General features: G+C 43.3%; 24 protein-coding genes, 1 tRNA gene and 1 pseudogene. 1 reads left to right on the top strand and 25 read right to left on the bottom strand.

Going from position 1 to position 22,917, the window contains the following annotated elements; all coding sequences use genetic code 11:
* Positions 1-90: 90 nt before the first annotated feature.
* The 22 genes and pseudogenes from O3620_RS05625 to O3620_RS05520 all read right to left on the bottom strand — a co-directional run bounded on the left by O3620_RS05625 (position 91) and on the right by O3620_RS05520 (position 19,303).
* On the bottom strand, positions 91-2,160 hold the full coding sequence (locus O3620_RS05625) for a M13-type metalloendopeptidase (protein ID WP_002918659.1): 2,070 nt from the start codon (positions 2,158-2,160) through the stop codon (positions 91-93).
* Positions 2,161-2,585: 425 nt separating this feature from the next.
* Complete coding sequence (gene tehB / locus O3620_RS05620) at positions 2,586-3,446, bottom strand: SAM-dependent methyltransferase TehB (protein ID WP_216725480.1); 861 nt, start codon at positions 3,444-3,446, stop codon at positions 2,586-2,588.
* Positions 3,447-3,822: 376 nt separating this feature from the next.
* Complete coding sequence (locus tag O3620_RS05615) at positions 3,823-4,806, bottom strand: hypothetical protein (protein ID WP_002918656.1); 984 nt, start codon at positions 4,804-4,806, stop codon at positions 3,823-3,825.
* A 183-nt stretch (positions 4,807-4,989) separates the two neighbouring features.
* On the bottom strand, positions 4,990-5,973 hold the full coding sequence (locus O3620_RS05610) for a hypothetical protein (RefSeq protein ID WP_371601591.1): 984 nt from the start codon (positions 5,971-5,973) through the stop codon (positions 4,990-4,992).
* Between the two features lie 232 nt (positions 5,974-6,205).
* Complete coding sequence (locus tag O3620_RS05605; protein WP_125347014.1) at positions 6,206-7,042, bottom strand: alpha/beta fold hydrolase; 837 nt, start codon at positions 7,040-7,042, stop codon at positions 6,206-6,208.
* A gap of 14 nt (positions 7,043-7,056) precedes the next feature.
* Positions 7,057-8,058, bottom strand: a complete 1,002-nt coding sequence (locus tag O3620_RS05600) for an NADP-dependent oxidoreductase (RefSeq protein ID WP_125347015.1) — start codon at positions 8,056-8,058, stop codon at positions 7,057-7,059.
* 81 nt (positions 8,059-8,139) lie between these two features.
* The gene (locus tag O3620_RS05595; RefSeq protein WP_009659354.1) at positions 8,140-8,571 is read right to left on the bottom strand and encodes an Rrf2 family transcriptional regulator; all 432 of its coding nucleotides are present in this window, start codon (positions 8,569-8,571) and stop codon (positions 8,140-8,142) included.
* Positions 8,572-8,745: 174 nt separating this feature from the next.
* On the bottom strand, positions 8,746-9,213 hold the full coding sequence (smpB, locus tag O3620_RS05590) for an SsrA-binding protein SmpB (RefSeq protein WP_061592537.1): 468 nt from the start codon (positions 9,211-9,213) through the stop codon (positions 8,746-8,748).
* A complete protein-coding gene (gene rnr / locus O3620_RS05585) occupies positions 9,176-11,524 on the bottom strand; it encodes a ribonuclease R (RefSeq protein ID WP_371601513.1) in 2,349 nt (782 codons plus the stop codon). Before rnr ends, smpB begins: the two co-directional genes overlap by 38 nt.
* Positions 11,525-11,613: 89 nt before the next feature.
* Entirely contained in the window at positions 11,614-11,847 is a 234-nt protein-coding gene (secG, locus tag O3620_RS05580; protein WP_002894878.1) for a preprotein translocase subunit SecG, read from the bottom strand.
* 42 nt (positions 11,848-11,889) lie between these two features.
* Positions 11,890-12,039: a 50S ribosomal protein L33 gene (rpmG, locus tag O3620_RS05575; protein WP_072074309.1), complete on the bottom strand. Its 150-nt coding sequence runs from the start codon at positions 12,037-12,039 to the stop codon at positions 11,890-11,892.
* Positions 12,039-13,241 (bottom strand): multidrug efflux MFS transporter, encoded by a 1,203-nt coding sequence (locus tag O3620_RS05570; RefSeq protein WP_328264004.1) that lies wholly within the window; start codon positions 13,239-13,241, stop codon positions 12,039-12,041. The genes rpmG and O3620_RS05570 overlap by 1 nt, the downstream gene beginning before the upstream one ends.
* Before the next feature lie 3 nt (positions 13,242-13,244).
* Positions 13,245-13,841 carry a dephospho-CoA kinase gene (gene coaE, locus O3620_RS05565; protein WP_125402563.1) on the bottom strand — a complete coding sequence of 199 codons (597 nt, stop codon included), beginning with the start codon at positions 13,839-13,841 and terminating at the stop codon, positions 13,245-13,247.
* A gap of 5 nt (positions 13,842-13,846) precedes the next feature.
* The gene (gene mutM / locus O3620_RS05560) at positions 13,847-14,671 is read right to left on the bottom strand and encodes a DNA-formamidopyrimidine glycosylase (RefSeq protein WP_125402561.1); all 825 of its coding nucleotides are present in this window, start codon (positions 14,669-14,671) and stop codon (positions 13,847-13,849) included.
* A gap of 27 nt (positions 14,672-14,698) precedes the next feature.
* Positions 14,699-15,169 carry an NUDIX hydrolase gene (locus O3620_RS05555; RefSeq protein ID WP_270622583.1) on the bottom strand — a complete coding sequence of 157 codons (471 nt, stop codon included), beginning with the start codon at positions 15,167-15,169 and terminating at the stop codon, positions 14,699-14,701.
* A 1-nt stretch (position 15,170) separates the two neighbouring features.
* Positions 15,171-15,389, bottom strand: a pseudogene (locus tag O3620_RS05550) (hypothetical protein); the annotation flags it as partial.
* Between the two features lie 29 nt (positions 15,390-15,418).
* On the bottom strand, positions 15,419-16,324 hold the full coding sequence (locus O3620_RS05545) for a Fic family protein (RefSeq protein ID WP_371601512.1): 906 nt from the start codon (positions 16,322-16,324) through the stop codon (positions 15,419-15,421).
* Between the two features lie 221 nt (positions 16,325-16,545).
* Entirely contained in the window at positions 16,546-17,445 is a 900-nt protein-coding gene (gene era / locus O3620_RS05540; RefSeq protein ID WP_002894867.1) for a GTPase Era, read from the bottom strand.
* Between the two features lie 66 nt (positions 17,446-17,511).
* Entirely contained in the window at positions 17,512-17,910 is a 399-nt protein-coding gene (locus O3620_RS05535) for a diacylglycerol kinase family protein (RefSeq protein WP_002918638.1), read from the bottom strand.
* Positions 17,891-18,388 (bottom strand): rRNA maturation RNase YbeY, encoded by a 498-nt coding sequence (gene ybeY / locus O3620_RS05530; RefSeq protein WP_002918637.1) that lies wholly within the window; start codon positions 18,386-18,388, stop codon positions 17,891-17,893. The genes O3620_RS05535 and ybeY overlap by 20 nt, the downstream gene beginning before the upstream one ends.
* A gap of 224 nt (positions 18,389-18,612) precedes the next feature.
* Positions 18,613-18,685 (bottom strand) — tRNA-Thr (locus O3620_RS05525).
* A gap of 48 nt (positions 18,686-18,733) precedes the next feature.
* On the bottom strand, positions 18,734-19,303 hold the full coding sequence (locus O3620_RS05520; RefSeq protein WP_002918635.1) for a GNAT family N-acetyltransferase: 570 nt from the start codon (positions 19,301-19,303) through the stop codon (positions 18,734-18,736).
* 130 nt (positions 19,304-19,433) lie between these two features.
* On the opposite strand from O3620_RS05520, the gene ald reads away from it, so the two are divergent.
* A complete protein-coding gene (gene ald, locus O3620_RS05515) occupies positions 19,434-20,546 on the top strand; it encodes an alanine dehydrogenase (protein ID WP_002918634.1) in 1,113 nt (370 codons plus the stop codon).
* A 68-nt stretch (positions 20,547-20,614) separates the two neighbouring features.
* Here the strand turns inward: ald and O3620_RS05510 are convergent, their stop codons facing one another.
* From O3620_RS05510 to cvfB, 3 genes are all read right to left on the bottom strand, one after another.
* A complete protein-coding gene (locus O3620_RS05510; RefSeq protein WP_002918631.1) occupies positions 20,615-21,604 on the bottom strand; it encodes a PhoH family protein in 990 nt (329 codons plus the stop codon).
* Positions 21,605-21,694: 90 nt separating this feature from the next.
* Positions 21,695-21,910 carry a YozE family protein gene (locus O3620_RS05505; protein WP_002894860.1) on the bottom strand — a complete coding sequence of 72 codons (216 nt, stop codon included), beginning with the start codon at positions 21,908-21,910 and terminating at the stop codon, positions 21,695-21,697.
* A 67-nt stretch (positions 21,911-21,977) separates the two neighbouring features.
* Complete coding sequence (gene cvfB / locus O3620_RS05500; RefSeq protein WP_002918623.1) at positions 21,978-22,832, bottom strand: RNA-binding virulence regulatory protein CvfB; 855 nt, start codon at positions 22,830-22,832, stop codon at positions 21,978-21,980.
* Between the last annotated feature and the right edge of the window lie 85 nt (positions 22,833-22,917).

The raw sequence follows: 22,917 nt of genomic DNA, 5'->3' as shown, positions 1-22,917 counted from the left end.
AGAAGAAAAAGAACGAACTTCTCTCCTATTACCAAACTGGTTGTGCTTCATAGCTTAGATTATTTTACTGTCTTCTCTAGACAATCAATCTTACCATACGCTGACCCGCTTATCTGGAGCCAGATACATGGCATCACCTTCTTTGATTTCTGGATAGGTTTCATAGAAGGCCTCTACATTTTTGAGTTGCTGGTTGACCCGCAATTCGGACGGAGCATGAACATCTACCTTCAGGAGAAGTTGGTTGAATTGCAGACTGGCCTTGCTTCTCCAGATATTGGCATAGTTTTCAAAGTAATTCTTCAAGTCTGCATCTGGATATTTCTTTTTAACAACTTCTAGAGTAGCTGAAAGTCCACCCGCATCGGCTACATTTTCTGTTACCGTAAGCTTGCCGTTGACCTTGCCGCCGTAGATTTCAATACCATCCCACTGCTTGGTAACTGCTTCAATTTTCTTGTCAAAAGCTTTCTTATCTGCTTCTGTCCACCAATTATTCAAATTCCCCTCTTCATCAAAGTTTGCACCATTTGAGTCGAAGGCGTGAGTAATCTCGTGACCGATAACCATACCGATACCGCCGTAGTTCTTTTCCATCTCTTGCTTAACATCAAAGAATGGATTCTGCAGGATTGCGGCTGGGAAGTTGATACTGTTATTTTCCTGTGAGTAGTAAGCGTTGATATCGTAGGAAGGCATCAGCCACTCGTCCTTGTCTACTGGCTCAGAGAAGTGTTCAACATCATATTGATGTTTTGCCTGACTCAAAGCAATTGCATTCTCAAAGAAGGATTTCTTATCGTCTACTTTCAAAGCCTTAGTCACTTCGCGAACTTTTTCAGGATAGCCGATATAGAGTTTCATAGTATCCAGCTTCTTGACTGCCTTCTGCTTGGTTTCTTCTGACAGCCATTCGTTTTTCAGCATGCGTTCCCGATAAACTTCCTTGATATCCTTGACCATTTGGGTCACTTCTTGCTTGGCTTCCTCACCGAAATATTTGCGACCGTAGTAAAGACTAAAGACATCTGAAAAAGTTCCTGTTGTCAGATCGTATGCTGCATCTTCTTTTGAAGTTGCTTCCTTAGTACCTTGCAAGGATTTTTGGTACTCTGCAAAAATCAGCCGATAGTCATCGGTTAGAAAACTAGATGCTGATGCCGCCTGCTTCACAAGCATCCAAGATTTGAGCTTGCCAAAGTTCTTGTCATTAACTACCTTGGCAAAATTTTCATAATACTTAGGGTTAGGTACATTGACATCACCAGATTCCTGGCCTAGATAGTCATTGATAATATCGTGAAACTTAAAGGTATCAGAGTAGGCATTGATGTCTTCTGCCGTCTTAGGATGGTGAAGATTTTTAATTTCCGAAGTTTCTTCATTACTTTGGGCATACTTGGCCAGTTCTCCATCAAATTCTAAAGCTTCTTTGACAATCTTTTCGCTCTCTTTTTCACTATAGCCTAGCTTTTGAAAGGCTTCTTTGAATGCTTTTTCCAGCGGATCCATCATCCTTTTCTTAGCACCTTCATCTTCATAATAGCTCTTATCCGGCAGCATAAGACTTGGACTGGACAGATTCACTTGTTTCTGATTAGTATTTTCTAGGTTAGAACTGATTTCAAAGGTAAACGGCAGAGCCAAACCGCGTTTTTCCCAGTCAACAGCCTTGCTAGCTAGGTCCTTTAGATCGGACAAGTCTTCAATTTCCTTGAGATAGGACTTGAGAGGGGCTAGACCATCCTTTTCCCGCTGCTTGAAGTCCGTAGCTTGCTGGTAGTATTTGATAAACTCAGGCATGCCTTCAATCGTTGACTCTTCTTTACCAGAGACTAGATTTTTGACATCCGCCTTCATCTTATCCTTGACCTGCTCGTTCAGTTCATAAAACACACCGTTAGACGGCTGGTCGCTAGGGATCTCTGCCTTTTCCAGCCATTTTTTATTGATGGCTTGATAGTAATTGGTCCTCACTGTGGCATTCTTATCAATCGGTGTCTCCTGAGGGACAAAGGTCTTATAAGCCCAGTAGCCACCGGCAGCCAAGATTAGGCCGGTCACAGTCAACGTAGAAGTTAGAATGATTTTCGTTCTTTTCTTCATGAGTTCCTCCTTGTATATTAAGTAAAATATAATTGACTTTTTTATTTTACTCATTTACTTTAACATATTCTTTTTTCCTCGTCAACAGAAAACTGAAGGTCTGGAAAAATTTGCCGCAAGAGGAGAAAATAAGGTCTTTCAGTCTGCTTTTAAAAGTGATCTGATCTAGAGTCACACTTAAAGAAAAACTAAAGTTTCTATCAGCTGTCCTGTTGCTTCCAGCTCTTTTCTCTCCTCCTTGCACTTTCTAGTATAGCCTCCAAACTTCAGATATTTCTAAAGAAATTCTAAAATATTTCTAAAGTTTTTTACTAAAATAAAAAAAGACTGAGACAAAAATGCCTCAGTCTAGCTTTATTCTGTTCAAAAAATATTGAGGCTGAGACAATTTAAATTGTCTCCCAGACCTTTTAAACCAGAACCTCAAAATAAGTTGGTAAAGCTAAATTTTCAAAAATCAACTTCTGTTTTACTGTCTTCTACTGAACCTTTTTAGCCAGCATAGTCGCAAAGCGCAGCTGAATTCGATTGCCGTTTTCATCACGGCGATGGAGGTGACCAGGATTTTCATTGTACTTAACCAGCTCCCAGTCCTTGTAATACTCGGCAAGCTCGCCTTCCTTAAAAGTAAAAGGAAAGGGAACAGAGCATGGGAAGTCTTCTGTATCCATAGCACAGACGATGAGATTGTAGCCACCAAGCGCTGTATGCTCTTGCATATTACGGATAATATCCGAAATCCGCTCCGCCTGCAGAAACATCAGGACAACGGTTGAAACAATCAAATCATAAGTCTGAGTCAGACTAGCTGAGTTGATGTCGTAGCTACCCACTAGCAGATCTAAATCCTCCTGCTCCACAATGCTCCGTAAGATCTCCAGTGCCAGCTCATTCTGATCTACAGCCGTCACTTCAAAACCTTGCTTGGCCAGAAAAAGAGCATTACGACCTTGACCACAGCCCAAATCAAGCGCCCGCCCTGGTCGGACTGTCTGCATGGCTTCCAAAACCTCTGAGTGCACTGGATTGCTGCCGTATTTCTTTGGGAAATAATCCTCAGGCCGACAGTAAAACTCCAAATACCACTCTAGGTCATCCGTCAAGGCTTCGACCCGATGCCAAGCTTGGGGTTGGGCAAAAGGATTGTCCTGACCAGCCTCAAAGATGTGCTCAGCCAGCTCCTCACCCTCCTCTGACATCTCGACAAACTTAAGGCGTCCCTTGAGAACAGTAATTTTGCCCCAAGTTCCCTCTTTGGTATTGTGCTTTCTCTTTACCGCTTCTGGCATGGTCTCAGCCGTCCACAACGGCATGCGTTTATAGGCTAGCAATTCTTCTATCATAAAAAATCCTTTCTCTTAAAGCCAAGCTCCGAATAATCTAACTGTCTTTATCATACTCGAAAAGCACAAACTTGACAAGTGTTAAATTGAACGGCCTTCCCTGCAAAAAGAAAGAACTGGTCAATCAGTCAGTTCTTTCTCACATAGGAAGTCTACTATTCTTCTTTTTTCTTCTTAACTTACTTGTAGCCAAAGAAGCCTAATACTGCAACCAACAGCATATCTTTGATCGTTCAATTCAAAAAATATGAGAACATCAAGAAAAAATATATCACTGTTTCCCTTATCGGTCCGCGCTCAGTAACCAAAATCAAAGTATGCTCCTTCAGATAATATACTGCCGAAGATAGAAAATAAACCGTCTACCAACATTCTAATCATTCAGATGATAAAGATTTTTAACTTTTTCAACATCAAAGTATTTATCAAACTCTTCTTTGGAACTGAACGCATGATCTTGACCATCGGTAGACAATTCTTTGGGTATCTTAGAGTCTCTATAAAGATTATAATCGTTTGGCAAAAACTTTGAATAAACTGATGCAATTCTATCAACGTTATCAAAACTATTTTCATTTGTCAAAATGACAACTTGAGAATTCTCTTTCTCTAATATGTTCATAGCATTTTTATCTTTGCTAATAGGTGTACCTACCATTTCCTCTAGTTTGATTGTAAAATGGAACCCAAATACATCACTTTTTATTCCAAAGTCAGATAAATTACTAAGTTTTATAGTAGAATAGGGAAACTGTATATTTTCAATAGCTTTCACTTCTTCAATTTTTCTTGTTTGGAGATTTAAAAATACTTTTTTCTTTTTCTCATGGTTTTCCAAGGGTCTAATGTAAAGCGCCAGCAAATCTTTTCCTTTGTATGAGTATACCGGACCAATATCATTCGAAATATAACCTTTTTTATATTCGTCCACTGTAGCCAGTAAGTCAATTTCAGGCTCTTCTTTTAGTTTATTCCCTTCTACCTTGTAAATTGATAAAGTCCAATAGGCATCCTTCCCAATCGATTCATGGATATCCGAAGGGTGCTTTGGTAATTTCATATTATCCCTGAGAATATAGTTTTGAGATGTGGGATTGCGCCATTCAGTGAATAATTGCTTATTATACTTGCGCAATTCTGTTTCCTCTGACTGGTCTATATCCCAATGTACTATGGCTCCTTTGCCATCCGCAATAATTTGATAAGAGTCAATTTTCGCTTTACCAGTGTAATACTGGTAACCTGTATATTTCTCCGACAGATACCATTGATAGAGGAATAAACTTCCCCCTATCAATCCGAGAACAGATACAAACAACAGTAATCGGTTCAACCATTTTTTATTTGTCTTTTTCATCTTCTGCTCCTTAATCCAGTATATAGTTTGTCTTAAAAGATCTGCTTTTTACAAATAAATTCATCCTAAAACCTCATCCTTTCCATTGTCTGGCCATATCTCGATTTTTCTCGCGGAGTTTGACGGATTCGCGCTTGTCGTAAAAGTTATTTGTCAGTAGTTTTATCGTTTTCCCTGTAGACTCTAGTTTTCTTTTTGTGGATGGGCTTCAACCCACTGCTTGAAATCATTAAAAGATCGAATCTGTGTTTTCTCTCCAGTTGTTTCATCTGTAGCATAAAGTTCCATCACTTCCTGACCTTCGGGCGCAAACCAATGAATTAAATCATTAAACCATTCCTCCTCATTGTATTGCTCTGGACGGAAATAGATTTTATTCATTTCTTTCATGTTTTTTGAAATTTCTGGATATAGCTTGGAGAAGTTGGTCCCTGAAACATCTACAGAATCATCTTTATCAAATGATTGCACTAAGTATCCTGTAACATCCTTTATACCGTACTTTAATAATTCATTGTCAATCTGTTCTCCTATTCCACCTCTACCCCAATCCATAGATTCGTATAAAGTTTCTTTTGAATAAACCTTAGTTTCCTTTTGCTCCAAAAGCTGGCTGATTTCTTTTTCAGACATCTCCTTTTCAATTTTACCTGTATCTAGTGAAAAAATAACGTATTTATTTTTTTCCGCCTTGCCTTTTTCATATGAACTCATCCAGATCGGCAAATAGTCTTTTCCATTCCTTGTGAATGGATCATAGTACTGTGCTACCCGATAAGTATTTTCTTTCCCCATCAAATCATAAAGATTCACTTCTTTACTAGCTAAATTAGACGGATTATGTAAATCATAAATCTTTATCTTGAAATACTCCTCTTTGCCAACTTTAGGTGAGGTAGCATCGCTATCTACAAAAAGATCATAGCTTGAAAAATCTACTATATAATTTTGACTGTATCGAAAAGATTCTCCATATCCCACATTTCTTTTGTTAGAAGCGAATACAAACTTATTATCATCAAAGACCTTTATATCTTCAATAATATAATCGCTATCAGGTTCTCCTATATTATCTTTTTTTCTCCCACTTACTAAAAAAGCGAAAAGAACTACTAAAGTCAGAAGAAGTCCTCCAAGAAATATGAAAAATTTTTTATTGAGTTTCATTTGCTTACCACCAGTTTTTAATTCATCTAGCCATTTATTTTGATAGTCCTCGGAGTCATTCCACTTTTTTTCATCAATCATTCACCAAAAGTGGTCATCCTCAAACCTCATCCTTTCTATTATAGCATAAATCAAAAGTCAGAGTTGCATACTAAAAAAGACCGGTCGCCCAGTCTTTCATATTGTATTAAAGTTGCTATGTCCCTTTTTTAACCCTAGCATTTTAACTATTTTATGCTACCAAAAACCTCAATAATTCCTTTGAGAATTCATCCGCATATTGGAAAATAGAACCATGTCCAGCATTTGGATAGATAAGAAGTTTGCTGCCTTCTACCTTTTCATGCATAGCATAAGAATTTTCTGTTGGGACTTGCATATCCTTATCACCATTCACAATTAAGGTTGGTTGATTGATATATTTCAGATCGTCTTGTGGAGCTTGGCCCCAAGCCTTGATTGCCTTGAGCTGCGTTAAGAAACCAGAAATTTTCATGTCTTTGTCCTTAAATTGCTCAGTCCGCGCGCCCATACGATCTAAAACTTTCAAAGCTTCTACTTTACCTTGCTCATCATGATTGTAAAAAATATAGCGTTTTGGGTCAATACGCTCAAGGGCAGCTTTAAACATATATTTGAATGTTTTTCCGGTAACCTTATCCATTTCAAATCCACCTCGAGGACCAGTTCCTGCCAAAATAAGAGAATTAACCAAATCAGAATCCATACGAACTATTTCTTGAGCAATCATACCGCCCATAGACAGTCCTAAAAGGTTGATACGATTGTAACCTAAATCACTTATAATGGCAATGGTTTGCTCTGCCATGCCTGGGATAGTCGTTGCAACTTTTCCCTGACTTGCCCCAACACCTGGTAGGTCTAAGACAAGGACATGATGCTCTTTCGCAATCAAATCTAAAAGTTTTGGATCCCAATTGTCCAAGGTCGCAGCCAAGTGAACTAACATAACAAGCGGAAAGTCAGACTTACCCTTGCTAAGTTCACGATAGGCAATTTGATTGCCAGCAACAGTAATGTATTGATTTTTTGTTGTAATGTAAGACATAAACTTCTTTCTAATTATTCAAAGCTGAGAACTGTTTTCCCACGTGAACGTCCATTCGCAACCTTATCGAGAGCAGCATTCACCTCATCAAACGTGTAAACTGTATCAATAGATGGTTTGATTTCAAGATTACTGAAAATATCTGCCACTTCTTGTAATTGGGCACCATTACTTTCAACAAAGATAAAATGATAATGAACACCATACTTCTCAGCCATCTTATCAAACTTACGACCAGCAAGTCCTAGCAAGATTTGTTTCCATTTTGGCAAGTTCATGCGTTTAGCAAAAGCACCATTTGGCATCGCTCGAAGAGAAACCAAATGTCCGCCTTTTTTCATGATAGACATTTGCTTCTCTGTTTCAGCACCACCAAGTGTATCCAAAACATAGTCCACATCGCTGACAGCTTTTGTATAATCCTCCGTCTTGTAATCAATAAAGCGATCTGCCCCTAGGTTCAAGACACGCTCAGCGTTAGCAGCAGCACCATTCGTGATGACCTTCAAGCCTTTTGCTTTAGCAATAGGAATCGCCATGCCACCAACACCACCTGTACCTCCAGAGATGAAGATTGTTTTACCAGCTTGAGCTCCCATAAGCTCAAGGGCTTGCATAATAGTCAAAGCTGTCAAAGGCACCGCAGCCGCCTCTATGTCTGTCAAATATTCTGGGACTTTTGCCAAGGCTTCACTATCTACGGCAACATATTCTGCAAAAGCTCCGATATGATCAAGTGGGAGGCGAGTAAAAACACGGTCGCCAAGCTTGAAGTTGCTGACACGGCTTCCAAGTTCTTCAACAACTCCAACAACTTCATTTCCAGCTGTTTGCGGCAATTTGTAAGGAACGATCATCTTAACTTCTCCTCGGGAAATCATATTGTCCAAAGGATTGACTCCCGCTGCAGTGACCTTAACCAAAACTTGATTATCTGTAATGATAGGCTTTGCTATTTCTGTTATCGTAAGGTTGATGTTCTTTTTGTCGTATTTTGTATGTAGTGCTGCTTTCATTATAATCTCTTTTCTATCCTTTATCTTCTTTGCATCAAGTGCAAGACTGTATTTTTGTTTTTAAAACTAAGATTTTACAAGTCAGTTTCGAACTTGATTAGCTGTTTTATATAAATTATTGATGACATCATCTAATGTTTGATGACTTAGTGCCTTTTCTAGCTGAGCTTCTGTGCTAGCGAAAATTGGCGAGACCGCTTCTTGAATATTTTGTCCGACAGGACATTCTTGATTAGCGTTCTGATGCATTTGAAACAAACTAATGTGCTTAACTTCTTGTGTCGCATAATAAATCTCAAGTAAACTCATCTTCTTAGGAGATTTGCCGAGTTGGTAGCCCGATTTACCTTGATGAGAAATAATTAAACCTGCATTTTTCAACAAGGTAATGACTTTTCGGATATAGCTAGAATTAGTTCCTACACTCGTCGCTAAGTTTTGCGAACTCAAAGTCTCCCTACTCTCACTAATCATTGTCAAGATATGCAAAGCCACTGAGAATTTTGTATCCATAGAAACTCCTTTTTATAAACTTGTATCTGATAAAAGAACAAGTGTATCATCTAAATGCTTACTTATCAACTATTATGCTCACTTCTTTTTTTAAAATTAGAAAAGTCATCGAAGACAATCGAATAATTGGAAAACTTGCTCCTTAAAATAAAAAAAGACCGGTCACCCAGTCTTTCATCTTGTATTAAAGTTCTTCATTTGTCTTGCGATGTCGCGGTTTTGCTCGCGGCGTTTGATGGACTCGCGCTTGTCATAGTCGTGCTTCCCTTTGGCTAAGCCCAAGAGGAGCTTGGCATAGCCGTCCTTGAGATAGACCTTGAGCGGCACCAGCGTCATACCAGTTCCCTTGGTCTCCTGCTCCAGCTTTTGGATCTGCTTCTTATGCAGCAGCAGCTTTCTGCGGCGCTCAGGCTCTTGGTTCCAGATATTGCCCTCTTCATAAGGCGCGATATGGACATTACTGAGCCAGGCCTCACCGTTCTTGATTTGGGCAAAGCCGTCTTTTAGATTGATACGGGCAACACGGACGCTCTTGATTTCCGTACCGGTCAGCACCATGCCAGCCTCGATGGTATCTACGATGGTGTAGTCGTGTCTGGCCTTTTTATTTTGCGCGACGACCTTTCCTTCTCCCTTTGCCATGCTTGGCTCCTTTCTTGACTAATTCCTTGTAAAATGCCTTCTGGCTCTTGCCTTTCTTGGGCTTCTTATCTTTCTTATCTCTGTAGCCTTTTTCTTTGGAAGAATGGCTGCGCTTGTCATCCTCACGACGTCTCTTTCTGCCCGACTTACCTCTGCCAGTCTTACTGGTCTTTTCTATCAGGTCATATTCACTTGGCAGGTATTCAAAGTCAATCTCACCCGTAGCCTTATCCGCTCGAACCAGCTTGATGCGAATCTGCTGACCGACCTTGAAGACCACACCGGACTTTTCTCCTTTCAGTGTCATCGTCCGCTCATTGTAGCTGTAAAACTCTGGCAGGTTGGTGACATGAATCAAGCCTTCGACCGTATTGGGCAACTCAACAAAGAGTCCGAACTTCACGACGCCTGAAACTACGCCGTCAAACTCTTCTCCAACAAATTCTTCCATGTACTCAGCTTTTTTCATGGCTTCGACTTCACGCTCGGCTTCGATAGCCCGACGCTCTCGGCTGGAAGACTGACTAGCAATCTCTGGAATCACTTGCTCAAAATGCTCTGCTATTTCCTTAGATTTGCCATAATCCCGCACCATCCGATGAACCAGAAGGTCCGGATAGCGGCGAATAGGACTGGTGAAATGCGTATAAAACTCCGCTGCCAGACCATAGTGGCCGTGATTGTGCTCAGAGTAGCGAGCCTGCTGCATGGAGCGCAAAAGCATCATGGATAGGACATCCTCATAAGGCTGGTCTTTGACCGCCTCCATAATATCCTGCAGAGCCTGCTGACTCATAGAGCTAGCCGTCCCGTATATCCGAATCCCAAAGCTAGAAGCGTAATCGATAAACTTCTGCACCTTCTCCGCCTTAGGCTCCTCATGGATCCGATAGATGAAGGGCAGATTTAGCTTAGCAAAATGCTCAGCCACCGTCTCATTTGCCACCAGCATAAAGGACTCAATCATGCGCTCGGCAATCCCACGCTGGCGCAGGACAATATCCACCGGTCGACCTTCCTTGTTGACCATGATTTTGGCTTCATTGGTATCAAAGTTAAGCGCACCCCGTTTAAAACGCATGCTTTCCAGGATCTCATGCAAACGCACCATGCTGTCAATACTAGGCACAATGGCCTTGAACTGCTCAGCTTTTTCCTGATCTCCTGCGATGATGTCGTTGACATCGCTGTAGGTCATGCGGAAGGTCGTCTTGATAACAGTCTGGGTGATGGTATGCTTGACCACGCGTCCCTTGGCATCAATCTCCATGATAGCCGACTGGGTCAGCCGGTCCACATTGGGATTGAGGGAGCAGATTCCGTTGGACAGCCGCTCCGGCAGCATAGGCACCACGCGGTCGGTCACATAGACAGAGGTCGCCCGATTGAGGGCTTCCTTGTCCAGCTCAGAGCCTTCTTTGACATAGTAGGACACATCTGCGATATGGACGCCTAGCTCAAAGTTGCCATTTTTCAGGCGCTTGATATGAACAGCATCGTCCAAGTCTTTGGCATCCGCTCCATCAATGGTGAAGATAATCTCTTCACGCAGGTCCAAACGCCTTGCCAAATCACTCTCTGTCGGTGCATCCGGAACTCGCTCGGCCTCTTCCAAAACCTTTTCTGAAAATTCGGAGACAATGTCCATCGACTCCAGCACTTCTAACACATCAATACCTGGATCGTTGACATGACCGACTACATCGACCAGACTGGCCACAAAGAAATCGTGTTTCTTAGTTGGATATTTGTCAATAGCGACCTTGAGCACCTCTGTGCCATCTAAAACCATGGCTGGTTTTTTGACATAAATAGACTGGCGGATTTTCTGGTTTTTCGAGCGGATATAGCCCGCGTACTTGGGCTTTTCCTCATCCAGAACCAGCTGACCAACTGCTGATGTCAGGCTGTGCTCCAAAATATCGATAACCTTAGCCTCAGCTGACGTTCCCTTGATACGGTCTGCAACCTTGGTAATGACTACTTCCACTGTATCGCCATCAATGGCATGATTGACATCATTACGGCCGACAAAGAGGTCATCCTCTTCCTCATTCAAGGTGACAAAGCCAAAGCCATTCTTGTGGGCATGAAAAACACCTTTGAGCGTCAGACGCTCCTGCTTTTTCTTCTCATAAAGCTCAATCCGCCCCTTGTCATCAAAGCGAATCCGATGCTTTCTTTCCATCTGGGAGATGGTCTTGACCAAGCTACTAAAGTCCTTGGAAGACTCTTTCCCCAAAGCAGCCGCCAGCTCATCTACGCTAGCTTGCTGCCTGTCTTTTAAATATTCAATAATTTCTGATTTCATATTCCTCTTCTTTTGATGAGTTCTTTCTTCATCTCTTCTAAATCTCTTTAAAACTTAAAAAATAGGCCAAGACGAAGTCAGAGCCCATTTTATTTACTTGATAATACTGCTAATACCAATGCAATCAGTAGCCAGAAGAAAATCATGATTCCCGTCATACGCTGCATCACAGCTTCAAAACCGCGTGCCTTAGGACGTTCAAACAAATCGTTGGCACTGGCATCAAAGACGTTGCTGGACTGATTTTTGGTTGGCTGCATAAAAATTGCAATGACAATAATAGCTGATAAAATGACTAAAATGGTTAATAATAGGTTGTACATAAATAAAAACTCCTTAAAATCCTATCTATTTTATCATAAAATCTACTTGGATTCAAGATGTAAAGTAACTTTTCTTTCCTTAGGACAATACTTTAAGACCTCAATTTTTTCCGGATGAGTTTTAGTATTTTTGCTGGTCAGATAGTTCTGACTACCGCAGCTGGAACATTTTAAATTTATTTTAACGCGCACTAGATATCCTTCTTTTTAAATAAATTTCGAAAACTAAAGAGATTGGCCAGCATACTAACGGCAACCAGCCCTGCTGTTGCGTAAAAGACTGAATGATAGCCATAGGCTGCCGCAATGAACGATCCAGACATAGGGCCGACCACTCCACCCAGATAAAAGAAAATCTGATTATAGCTGAAAATCCTAGAGATTCCAAACTTGGGTGTTATCTTGCTTAGCAGGGCATTGACACCCGGTATCAGCGCCCCTGTTCCTAGGCCAAATAAAAAGCGATAAAAGCCCAGCTGCATAGGGGAGTCAGCATTGGCACAGAGCAGATAAATCAGGATTGAATAGAACTGAGCCAGCACCAGAAGCCTGTGATTGCCGATACGGTCTCCTAACCGCCCCAGAATACTGGAGCTCATCATGCTGGAAAGTCCCATGCTAGATACGATGAGACCCGAAACAAAGATCAGATTGTCCTTTTGCCCCAGCTCTCTGACATAGAGGGCAAGGATAGGACTGATGGATTGAGCTGCAAACTGGATAACAAAGCTGGTCAGAAAGAGATTAATCAGCATCCTAGGATACCTGAGTTGACGCAGCAATTCCCTAAAGCCTACCTCTTCTTGTCGGGTCACTGGCACAAAATCCTCCCGAATCAAATAAAAGGTCATCAAGGCTGCCACTAGAAAGAAGCCGCCAATCAGGAGAAAGACATTGCGGATACCGAACATCTCCGCAATCAGACCGCCAATAAACGGCCCCATAAGATTACCCGCAACGACACCGGTCGAGAGAGTTCCCAGAGCATAACCCGTTTTTTCCTTGGGAGCCTGACTGGCAATCAGAGCTGTGCTGTTGGGAACATAACCAGCGAAAACACCGTTTAGAAAGCGTAGGAGTAAGAGCCAGAAAATATTGGGCACAAAGGCAATACCTCCCATAGTGAAAACCATGGCAGTAGCTGCACGTATCATCATAGGCTTACGGCCATATCGGTCGGCCAGACTTCCCCAGACAGGAGAGAGTAGCGCCGCTGAGATTGCAGAGAGTGAAATCCCTAGCCCAGCGTAATACTCCACCTCATGACCTCTGGCACCCAACTGCTCCACGAAGAGTGGCATAAAAGGCGTCACCAGAGAAATGCTGGCACCTGTCAGGAAGTTCCCAAACCAAGCGACTTTCAGGTTATGTTTCCAATTTACTTGTGTCGTGATAAATCATCTTCTTTCTAATTTCTGCAAAGCATCGCGAATCTGCTGTCGAGTAGCCTCTAGCGAGCCATTATTATCTATCAGCACGTCCGCCCTCTTTCGTTTTTCTCGGAGAGATAGCTGAGCTGCTATGCGTTTTTCTGCCTCTTCCTGACTGAGAGCATTTCGAGACATAAGACGACTGAGCTGAGTTTCCTCTGTCACATCCACCAGCCAGATTTGGTCAGACCAGTCCTCATATTGTAACTCAAACAGCAAGGGAAGATCCATAAAAAAGATGTCTTCCGTCTCTGCCAGCATATCTCTCCTGCCAGCCAGTTCCTCGCGGATAATCTGATTTTGTATTTGACTGGATTGCTCCAAGAGTTGAGGATTCCCAAAAATCATAGCTCCCAGCTTAGGCCGATCCAAGCGGCCATCTTCCCGTAAGATAGCTGAGCCAAAAGCGGATAAAAGAGCTTGATAAAGCCGTCCCCCCGGCTCCTGCAGCTCATGTACTACTTGATCCGCATCAATGACTTGGTAGCCCTGCTGCCTCAAAAACTCTGTCACTATTGACTTACCCGAGGCAATGCCGCCAGTGATACCGATAATTCTTACCATAACAGCTACCTCGCTTTCTGGCAATGAGGACAGAGATGTGTACCTCGACCGCCCAGCTTAATTTTCTCAATCGGGCTGCCGCATCTAGCACAAGGTTGACCAGTCTTTCCATAGACCTGCAGAAAATCCTGCATCGTGCCATCTTCACCCAAAGCATTACGATAGGTCCGAATGGTCGATCCTCTCTTTTCAATCCCAAGCTGCAAAACTTCTATAATCTGCTCACGCAGCCGCTTGGCCTCAGCAGGCTTCAGACTAGCTGCTGGCCTTGCCGGATGAATCCGCGCCCGCCAAAGGGCCTCATCTACATAGATATTGCCCAGCCCAACAACCAAGGTCTGCTCCAGCAAATAGGGTTTGATGGGCTTCTTGGAACGCTTCAAAGCTGCTGCAAAAGGAGATAAAAGAAAGTCCGCCTCTGTCGGCTCAGGACCAAGCTTTCTGGCAGCAAAATAAGCCTCCAGCTGGTCCTTTCTCAACAGCTCCATGGTCCCAAACTTGCGGACATCCTCATAAACAAGCGTTCCACCATCCGTCGTCTCGAAAAAGACATGAGCATGCTTGCGCTCAGGCACCTCATCAGGATAAAAAAGATACTTGCCTTCCATTCGCAGATGGGAAACCAGCACTCCACCCGTCAGGTAAAAGAGCAAATACTTGCCCCGACGGCCAATCCTTTCAATGGTCTGACCTGGCAAGTCATGAATAAAGCTATCCACTCCCGTTCCAATCATCTTGGCATAGCGGACCCGCACCTGCCCAATCGTCTTGCCAACAACCAGACGCTCCAAACCGCACCGAACCGTTTCCACTTCAGGTAATTCAGGCATAAAGCTCCTTTCTTATTATTCTTAATATCAAAGCCCCATAGCAAAGCTGTCCGAAAAATACTCATCCAGCATCAGGCGGTGTTTATCCGATACATTTTCCAGCTCTGCTATTTCTTCTTTAGAAAAAAAGCCTAACCGTAGTGTTTCCTCATTGTGAAAATTGGAAATATCAACATTCTCCAATGCCTGCAATTCATACAGAAAGACAACCGTCTGCACTTTGTCACCATTAGGATAAGATTCATCAAAATTAGTGTAGACATTCAGCAAGCGCTTGGCTTCAACAGAAACGCCTGTCTCTTCGTAAAACTCGCGCACGGCTGCTTGCAAAGAAGTCTCCCCGAGCTCCATAGCTCCACCAGGAATCGCCCATGTTTTTTTATCGCCTCGCAACTGCAGAAGCACACGACCTTCCTCGTCTGCCAGAATCCCACCAGCAAAATTCAGAATAACCTTATCATGCCCCACCTTGGAGCGAATATAGGAAATATAGTCCATATCAAAATCCTTTCAATTTCTCTGGAAAGGCAGCATTTTGAAAGAAATAGCACAGCAGCTGAATATGCGTATCCACATCACTAAAAAGCCAAGCATGCCCTTTGTAAGGATAGTAGGCGTATTCAGACCTAACATTTTTCTGTGCCAACCTGCGGTGCCAGTCATGAATGGTTTCGGCTTCTTTCCCACCTGAGATAAAGAAAGCAGGATTGGCAAAATTTATATCAATCATAAATAAATCTGCTCTCCTTATGCTTCATCACCAAGAGATAAAATCTCCAAATACATATCCAATCTTTCATTGATATATTTGGCAAATAAATCCTCCATTGCCGATAAACTTCCTTTTGAATGAAAGTCATCAAATGCTTGGTAATAAGCTAATCTGTCCATAAATTTTATATCAATTGGTGGATAGCCTGCCTTCATCAACTCCAAATTCACCAAGAGCCTCCCCGTTCGGCCATTGCCGTCAATAAACGGATGGATACTCTCAAAGGCAATATGAAACTGAGCTAGTTTGGTCACCATATTTTCCTGACTTGCAGCATAGTCCATTAGGATCTTCTCCATCAATGGAGCAATCATATACGGCTGAGCCGGTTCATTGGCTGCTCCCATGATGCGCACCGGGACTCTCCGATAAATGCCTCGGTCATTTTTTTTATCCGCTAATACTAGATAATGAATATCCTTTATCATCTGATCTGACAAAGGCTGGTTCTCCTCAACAAGCCTTTGAACATACTGAAAAGCCTCCTGATGACCGATTGCCTCCATATGATCTTTTAAAGGCTTTTGATCAATAGTCAATCCACGCAGGACCAAATCTGTCTCACGCAAGGTCAGAGTATTGCCCTCAATGGCATTTGAATTATAAGTATATTCGACTGTGAACTCTTCATTCAGCCGCTCCAGCTCTCCATCCGTCAAAGGGCGAAGTTTTGATAACTTCATCATCTTTTCATCAATCAAAGGCAAGAGGCTCTCTGCTTTTTTATAGCGACCATCCGCTGGTTTTCTGGCATCTGAGGGAATTCTCCACAAACGCCCTTCTTGGACAGCACCCGGAATCTTTCCCTGACTGCACAGAGACCGAACTCGACGATCAGAAATACCCCAGAGATCAGCTGCCTGCCTCACTGTCATATACATGAGCACTCCTCACTTTCTCCCTCTATTATACCATAGTTCGGAACAATACGAGGATTAACGGAACAATATTTGCGGATTAACGGAATGATAGTAGCTATTAAATAACGTAATATCAACAATTTTATATCTTGCTGCTAGTTTGTAGTAAAAAGAGATAACAAATTGTTATGCTCTCTTTCACTGCTATTTTAAAAATAATTTTTCCTAGCTTCCTTAGGGATTCAATATTCCTTCTTATTATAGCCAAAGTCCGCCAAGTCCAGCTTCTTGTCCCGCCAGTTTTTCTTGACCTTGACCCAGGTTTCTAGGAAGACCTTGTCCCCCAGCATGAGCTCAATATCACGCCGAGCCATGGATCCGATTTTCTTCAGCATGGAACCGCCTTTACCAATGATAATGCCTTTTTGGCTGTCGCGCTCCACCATGATAGTCGCTCGGATATGGACCTTGTCCGTCTCTTCGTCTCGCTTCATGCTGTCAACAACCACAGCGACTGAGTGAGGAATTTCCTCCCGCGTCAGCATCAACACTTTCTCACGAATCATCTCTGACACCAGAAAGCGCTCCGGATGGTCGGTAATCTGGTCTTCTGGGAAATACTGGAAGCCTTCCTCCAGATTCTCACTAAGGATGTCAATAAGATGAGAAACATTATTGCCCTGCAGGGCTGAAATCGGCACGATTTCTTTGAAGTCCATCTGCTGACGGAAATCATCAATTTGCGCTAAAAGCTGATCCGGATGGACTTTATCAATCTTATTAACCACCAAAATAACTGGCACCTTAGCCGCTTTCAGGCGTTCGATAATCATGTCATCGCCCTTGCCACGCGGCTCATCAGCTGGCACCATGAAGAGGACGGTATCCACCTCACGCAGGGTGCTGTAGGCTGCTTCCACCATAAAATCGCCTAGAGCCGTCTTAGGCTTGTGGATTCCCGGCGTGTCGATAAAGACAATCTGCTCCTTATCCGTTGTATAAATCCCCATAATTTTATTGCGAGTGGTCTGAGCCTTATCGCTCATGATGGCAATTTTTTGCCCCATAACATGATTCAAAAAGGTGGATTTCCCAACATTAGGACGTCCTAAAATAGCTACAAAACCTGATTTAAAAGTCATTATTTCACCTCTATTATTTCCATAAAAACAGCAGAAAATCGGCAGTCTCCCCCGATTTTCAAATCTTTAAAAAATCCAATCCCAAATCTTGGGAACAAAAATAATCAGTCCCGTCACAACAGCAAAGCCAGACACGACCAGAACAGCTCCCGCCGCCATATCCTTGGCATTCTTTGCCCGCATAGAAAAGTGGTAATCGCTGGCCAGATCCACGACATTCTCAATGGCAGAATTGACAATCTCAAAGGCAATGACCAGAAAAATGCTCAAAAAGAGAAAGAGCCACTCTATCGCAGACAAGTCAAAAATCAGTCCCGCAACTATCACTACCAGAGCTGAAAGGACATGCTTACGCAGGTTGCGCTCCTCTTTAAAGGCTGTAAAAATACCGGTTAAAGCAAATTCCAGACTCGAGACCACATCTCGATTTTTCCATTTGCGTTTGTTATTTCCTTGTGAGTCCATAAGCAGTTAAAATTTCTTCCTGTAATCCAAACATTTCTGCTTCTTCTTCCGGCGTATAGTGATCATAGCCGTTGATATGCAGAAAACCATGCACTGCCAAAAAGCCCATCTCCCGCTCAAAGCTGTGGCCGTATTCCTCTGCCTGCTCACGCGCCTTGTCCACTGAAATGAACAGCTCGCCGATATAGGCGTCAAAATCTTCCAGCATCTCAGCTAGCTCAGGGTGGTCCAGCAAATCCTCCTCGTCAACAGCGATGTCCAGCTCAGGCTTATACTCCAAGCTGATCACATCCGTCGGCCGATCCGTATCTCTATATTCCAAGTTTAGTTCATGACTGCGCGCATTGCTGACAAAAGTCACAGCCATTTCCTTATTTTCCTTGCCCGTTTTCTGGGCCGCAAACTCCAAAATTTCCTGGGTCTGTTTAAGAATCCCTTCCGAAACCTGACCCGTCTCATCTACCATTTCGATATACATATCTTACCCGCTTTGCTAGTATTACCTTATTATATCATATTTTGACTCACTTTAGGGAGCCAAGGGCTGGGTTTTGGAAAATACCAGAGCAGATTTGTCAACCTCTCACCGCAAAGACAAAAGCAGCTATTTTTATTATGTTTCTTCCCGAAACTTTGCATTCCACGACCAGCTATCGTTGACAAAAAGAAAAGGCTGGGAAAACCCAACCTTGTCCTACAAGATGCTAATTGCCGGGATCGAACCGGCGACCTCATCCTTACCATGGATGCGCTCTGCCAACTGAGCTAAATCAGCGTACCTATCTAATATATCATGTAGATAGGTGCTTGTCAATATCCTTTCTCATTTTTTTGCAAAATAATCTTCCCTAGTCAGATAGTAATGCACACGCGTCACAATGCGGCCTTTCTCATGCTTATCTAGTGATGCGTAAGGCTCTTCGTGGGAATATTTCATACCAGACTTGACCATAACCCTGCCAGATGCTGGATTATCCACATCATGCAGCGCTACAAGTTTGTTCATTCTGATTTCCTCAAAAGCTAGCTTGATTACTGCGCGATTGGCCTCTGTCGTATATCCCTGATTCCAGTATTTTTTATTGATTACATAGCCGATAGCCGCTGTTTTCAAGTCCAGCCTGATCTTATGCAGGTCAATCGTCCCGATGAATTTGCCGCTCTCCTTCACTTCTAATCCCCAGCGCCCCAGAGGATTGGCCAGATAAAAGAGAGCGATATTATTGCGTGTCTCTTCCAGGCTTTTATTTGTTTCAAAAATATAGCGAGTATTTTCCTCATCCGATGCGTACTCAAACATCGCCGGGGCATCCTCCAAGGTCACCGGACGCAGAATCAACCGCTCAGTTTCCAGTCTGGTATGACGAGCCAGTTTGACATAGATATTTTCCATCAGGACCTCCTAGTTTTTCTTAACAGAATAGCACAATTCACTAATGAAAGCAAACCGCTCCGATTTTTTCTTGATTTTTGAAGCGTTTTCATATACAATAAAAACATCTTAAAAAAGGAGCATATTTTTTATGTTAATCGGTATTCCAAAAGAAATCAAAAACAATGAAAATCGTGTCGCTCTGACACCAGCTGGTGTTCAAAGCCTCGTTGGTAAAGGACATGAAGTGCTGATTGAGACAAATGCAGGGCTGGGATCTGGTTTTACAGATGCAGACTACCAAAAGCAAGGTGCAAAAATCGTCCCTACTGCTGCAGAAGCTTGGGCAGCTGAGCTGGTGGTCAAGGTCAAAGAACCTCTGGCAGCCGAATATAGCTTCCTCCGCGATGACCTCTTACTCTTTACCTACCTGCACATGGCTGCCGCTCCTGAGCTAGCAGATGCTATGACAAGTGCCAAGACGACTGGTCTGGCCTATGAAACCGTCCGCGATCAAGATGGACAACTGCCACTCTTGGTACCTATGAGTGAGGTAGCTGGTCGGATGGCGGTCCAAATCGGAGCCCACTTCCTGACTAAGCGTGAAGGTGGATCTGGCGTACTTCTCGGTGGTGTACCAGGTGTTCCGAAAGGTAAAGTCACCATCATCGGTGGCGGTGTCGTAGGTACTCATGCCGCTCGTATCGCTCTAGGACTGGGTGCTCAAGTGACTATTTTGGATATCAGCGCTAAGCGTCTGTCTGTCCTAGAAGATGTCTTCGGTCATCAAATCCAGACCCTCATGTCTAATCCGTTCAATATCGAAGCTAGCGTTCGAGAGGCAGATGTCGTGATTGGCGCTGTCCTCATTCCAGGTGCGAAAGCTCCGAAACTAGTGACAGACGATATGGTTAAGCAAATGCGTCCAGGCTCTGTCATTGTTGACGTAGCTGTTGACCAAGGCGGTGTTATTGAAACTGCTGACCGCGTAACGACTCACACCGAGCCTGTTTACGAAAAACACGGTGTCCTCCACTATGCAGTTGCTAATATTCCTGGTGCCGTAGCCCGCACTTCTACTATCGCCTTGACCAATGTCACCCTTCCTTATATTGAAGCCTTGGCAGAGAAAGGCTTCAAACAAGCCATTGAAGATGACCCAGGCCTGCGTCAAGGTGTCACAACCTACCAAGGCCACATCACCAGTCAGCCAGTTGCAGAAGGCCTCAACAAGGACTACACATCTATTGACGAACTCGTTTAGTTGAAAATTTCTACTTTTCAAATCAATCTCACAAAAAAGAGCAGAAATAAATCTGCTCTTTTCGTATGCTATTCTGTTTCTCCTATATCAGATTCACTAGCTTTAACAGGAGCTGGCTCATAAGCCCGGATAATTTCCGCTACCACTGGATGACGAACGACATCCTTAGCTGAGAAATGAACAAAATCAATCTGGGAGATATTCTTCAATTTCTCCTGAGCATCAATGAGTCCTGATTTAACATTGCGAGGCAGGTCAATCTGGCTGATGTCTCCATTGACAATCATCTTGGACTGGAATCCCAGCCGCGTCAGAAACATCTTCATCTGCATAATGGTGGTATTCTGTGCCTCGTCCAGAATCACAAAAGCATCATCCAGCGTCCGCCCCCGCATATAAGCTAAAGGTGCAATTTCAATGATTTCTCGCTCCATAAGGCGCGTTGTCTGGTCCTTGCCCAAAATCTGATACAAGGCATCATAGACCGGACGCAGATAAGGATCCACCTTTTCCTTAAGGTCACCAGGCAGAAAGCCCAAACTCTCACCAGCTTCCACTGCTGGACGTGTCAGGATAATTCGCTTGACCTGCCCACGTTTGAGAGCTGTCACGGCCAAGGTCACCGCCAGAAAGGTCTTCCCTGTTCCAGCTGGACCAATCCCAAAGACGATATCATGATTTTTAACACTGTCCACATAGATTTTCTGACCAAGTGTCTTGACCCGAATCGGTTTGCCATAACTGTCCTTGATAATCTCTTCTTCATAAAGAGCTACAAACTTATCAATTTCATCATTTTTGACCATTGTAATGGCTGTCACAACATCGGGCGTACCGATGGTCATGCCACGATTAACCAAGACCAACAGAGCCTGAATGACCTGTCGAGTCTCCTCACAGGCAGCCTCCGTACCCAAAATCTGCACAATCTCGGTTCGGGCATGAATGGTTACCTTCAATTCCTGCTCCATTAGGCGCAAATGGCGTTCATTAGAACCAAAGAGATGAAAGGCATCATCTGGATGGCCCAGTTTCAATTCTACTGAATGTTCCTGCAAACAAAGAACCTCTCTATTTTATTTTTTTGAATGAATTATCTTTATTATATCAAAGCAAGCAGAAAATGACTATCCCTAGCCACTATCCACTTAATGGGCTTGATATTCTTCCCAAATAGCATCAAACTCGCCCAAGTTAAAGGAAAAATTTGCATGCTCCTCCAGAAAACGACTGACCTCATCAAAATCATCCGTATGCTTGGGAAAGGCCGTATCCTGAAAAGCCAAATCTGCCAAAATAGCCTTGGGCTCCTTGCTCTTAGGATTGCGCTCTGTCATCAGCCAGCTGTAAAAAGATTTTCTCATAGGTTCCTTTCATTTCTTTAAGATTGTACCCTTCCAAGCATCAGCTCTAGATGTCAACTCTTCATCCTCACACCAACTCCGTTCCGGTCGGGTCCTGCTTGATTTTACCAGCTTTCATCAGCCCACCCAGAGCTTTTTTAAACTGGCCTTTGGAAATGCCAAAGGTCGCCTTGATGTCGTCTGGTGAAGACTTGTCGTTCAAGGTCATAAAGCCGCCATTGCTCTCCAGATAGGTTAGAATCATCTGGGCATCGTTTTCCAGCATTTCAAATGAGCGAGGCTTAAGCGAAAGATTAAGAGTGCGGTCTACTTCACGGAAGCCAATTACCCGTGCGTCCAAGACTTGCCCTAGACGAGGCTCTGCATAGCGCTCGCTTGGATGGATGAAGCCCAGCATATTATTCTCCGGCAGGTAGACAAAGGTGCCAGAAAGCTTGAGCCGATAAACGATGGCTGGCCAGTTTTGGTTCTGCATGTTATTATAGGCAGGACGAGCCAGACGCTGGAAATCCTCTTGATAAGCCAGTTGGCCCCAGATGCGATCTTTCTTGTCCACATCCAGACGGATATAAAGGCGATCACCCTTCTTAGGCCAGAGTTCCTTGATTTCTGGCAAGATGTCTAGTGACACAACGATTTGCTTATCCGGCAGACCAGTATCGACAAAGACGCCTAAATCCTTGCGAACCTCCGTTACTGTTCCCCAGCCAAACTGGTCTTGAGTAGCTGTAACTTCAAGAGTTGTCAGGCGAAGCTTCTGTTTCATATCACTGTAGGCAAAGCCTTTGACAGACTGACCTAACTCGTGCTCTCCCTCTTCCTTAGAAAGAGCGTAAACCTGACCGTCCTTTTGAACAAAGTAAAAGCGATCATTTTCATCCGTGATGATACCCACGATGAAGCTGGCAAGATTTGTATTCATATAGACCTATTTTCTACCTTGCTTCTTCAAACCAGGCAAGGATTTTTGATGTTAAAACAACTCAGTCAGCCAAAGCCAACTGAGT

This window comes from Streptococcus sp. 27098_8_134, from assembly GCF_041431675.1.
GTDB classification, from domain to species: Bacteria; Bacillota; Bacilli; order Lactobacillales; family Streptococcaceae; genus Streptococcus; species Streptococcus sanguinis_R.
The sequence above is the reverse complement of the archived record's forward strand: the minus strand, read 5'-3'. Positions and strand labels throughout refer to the sequence as shown.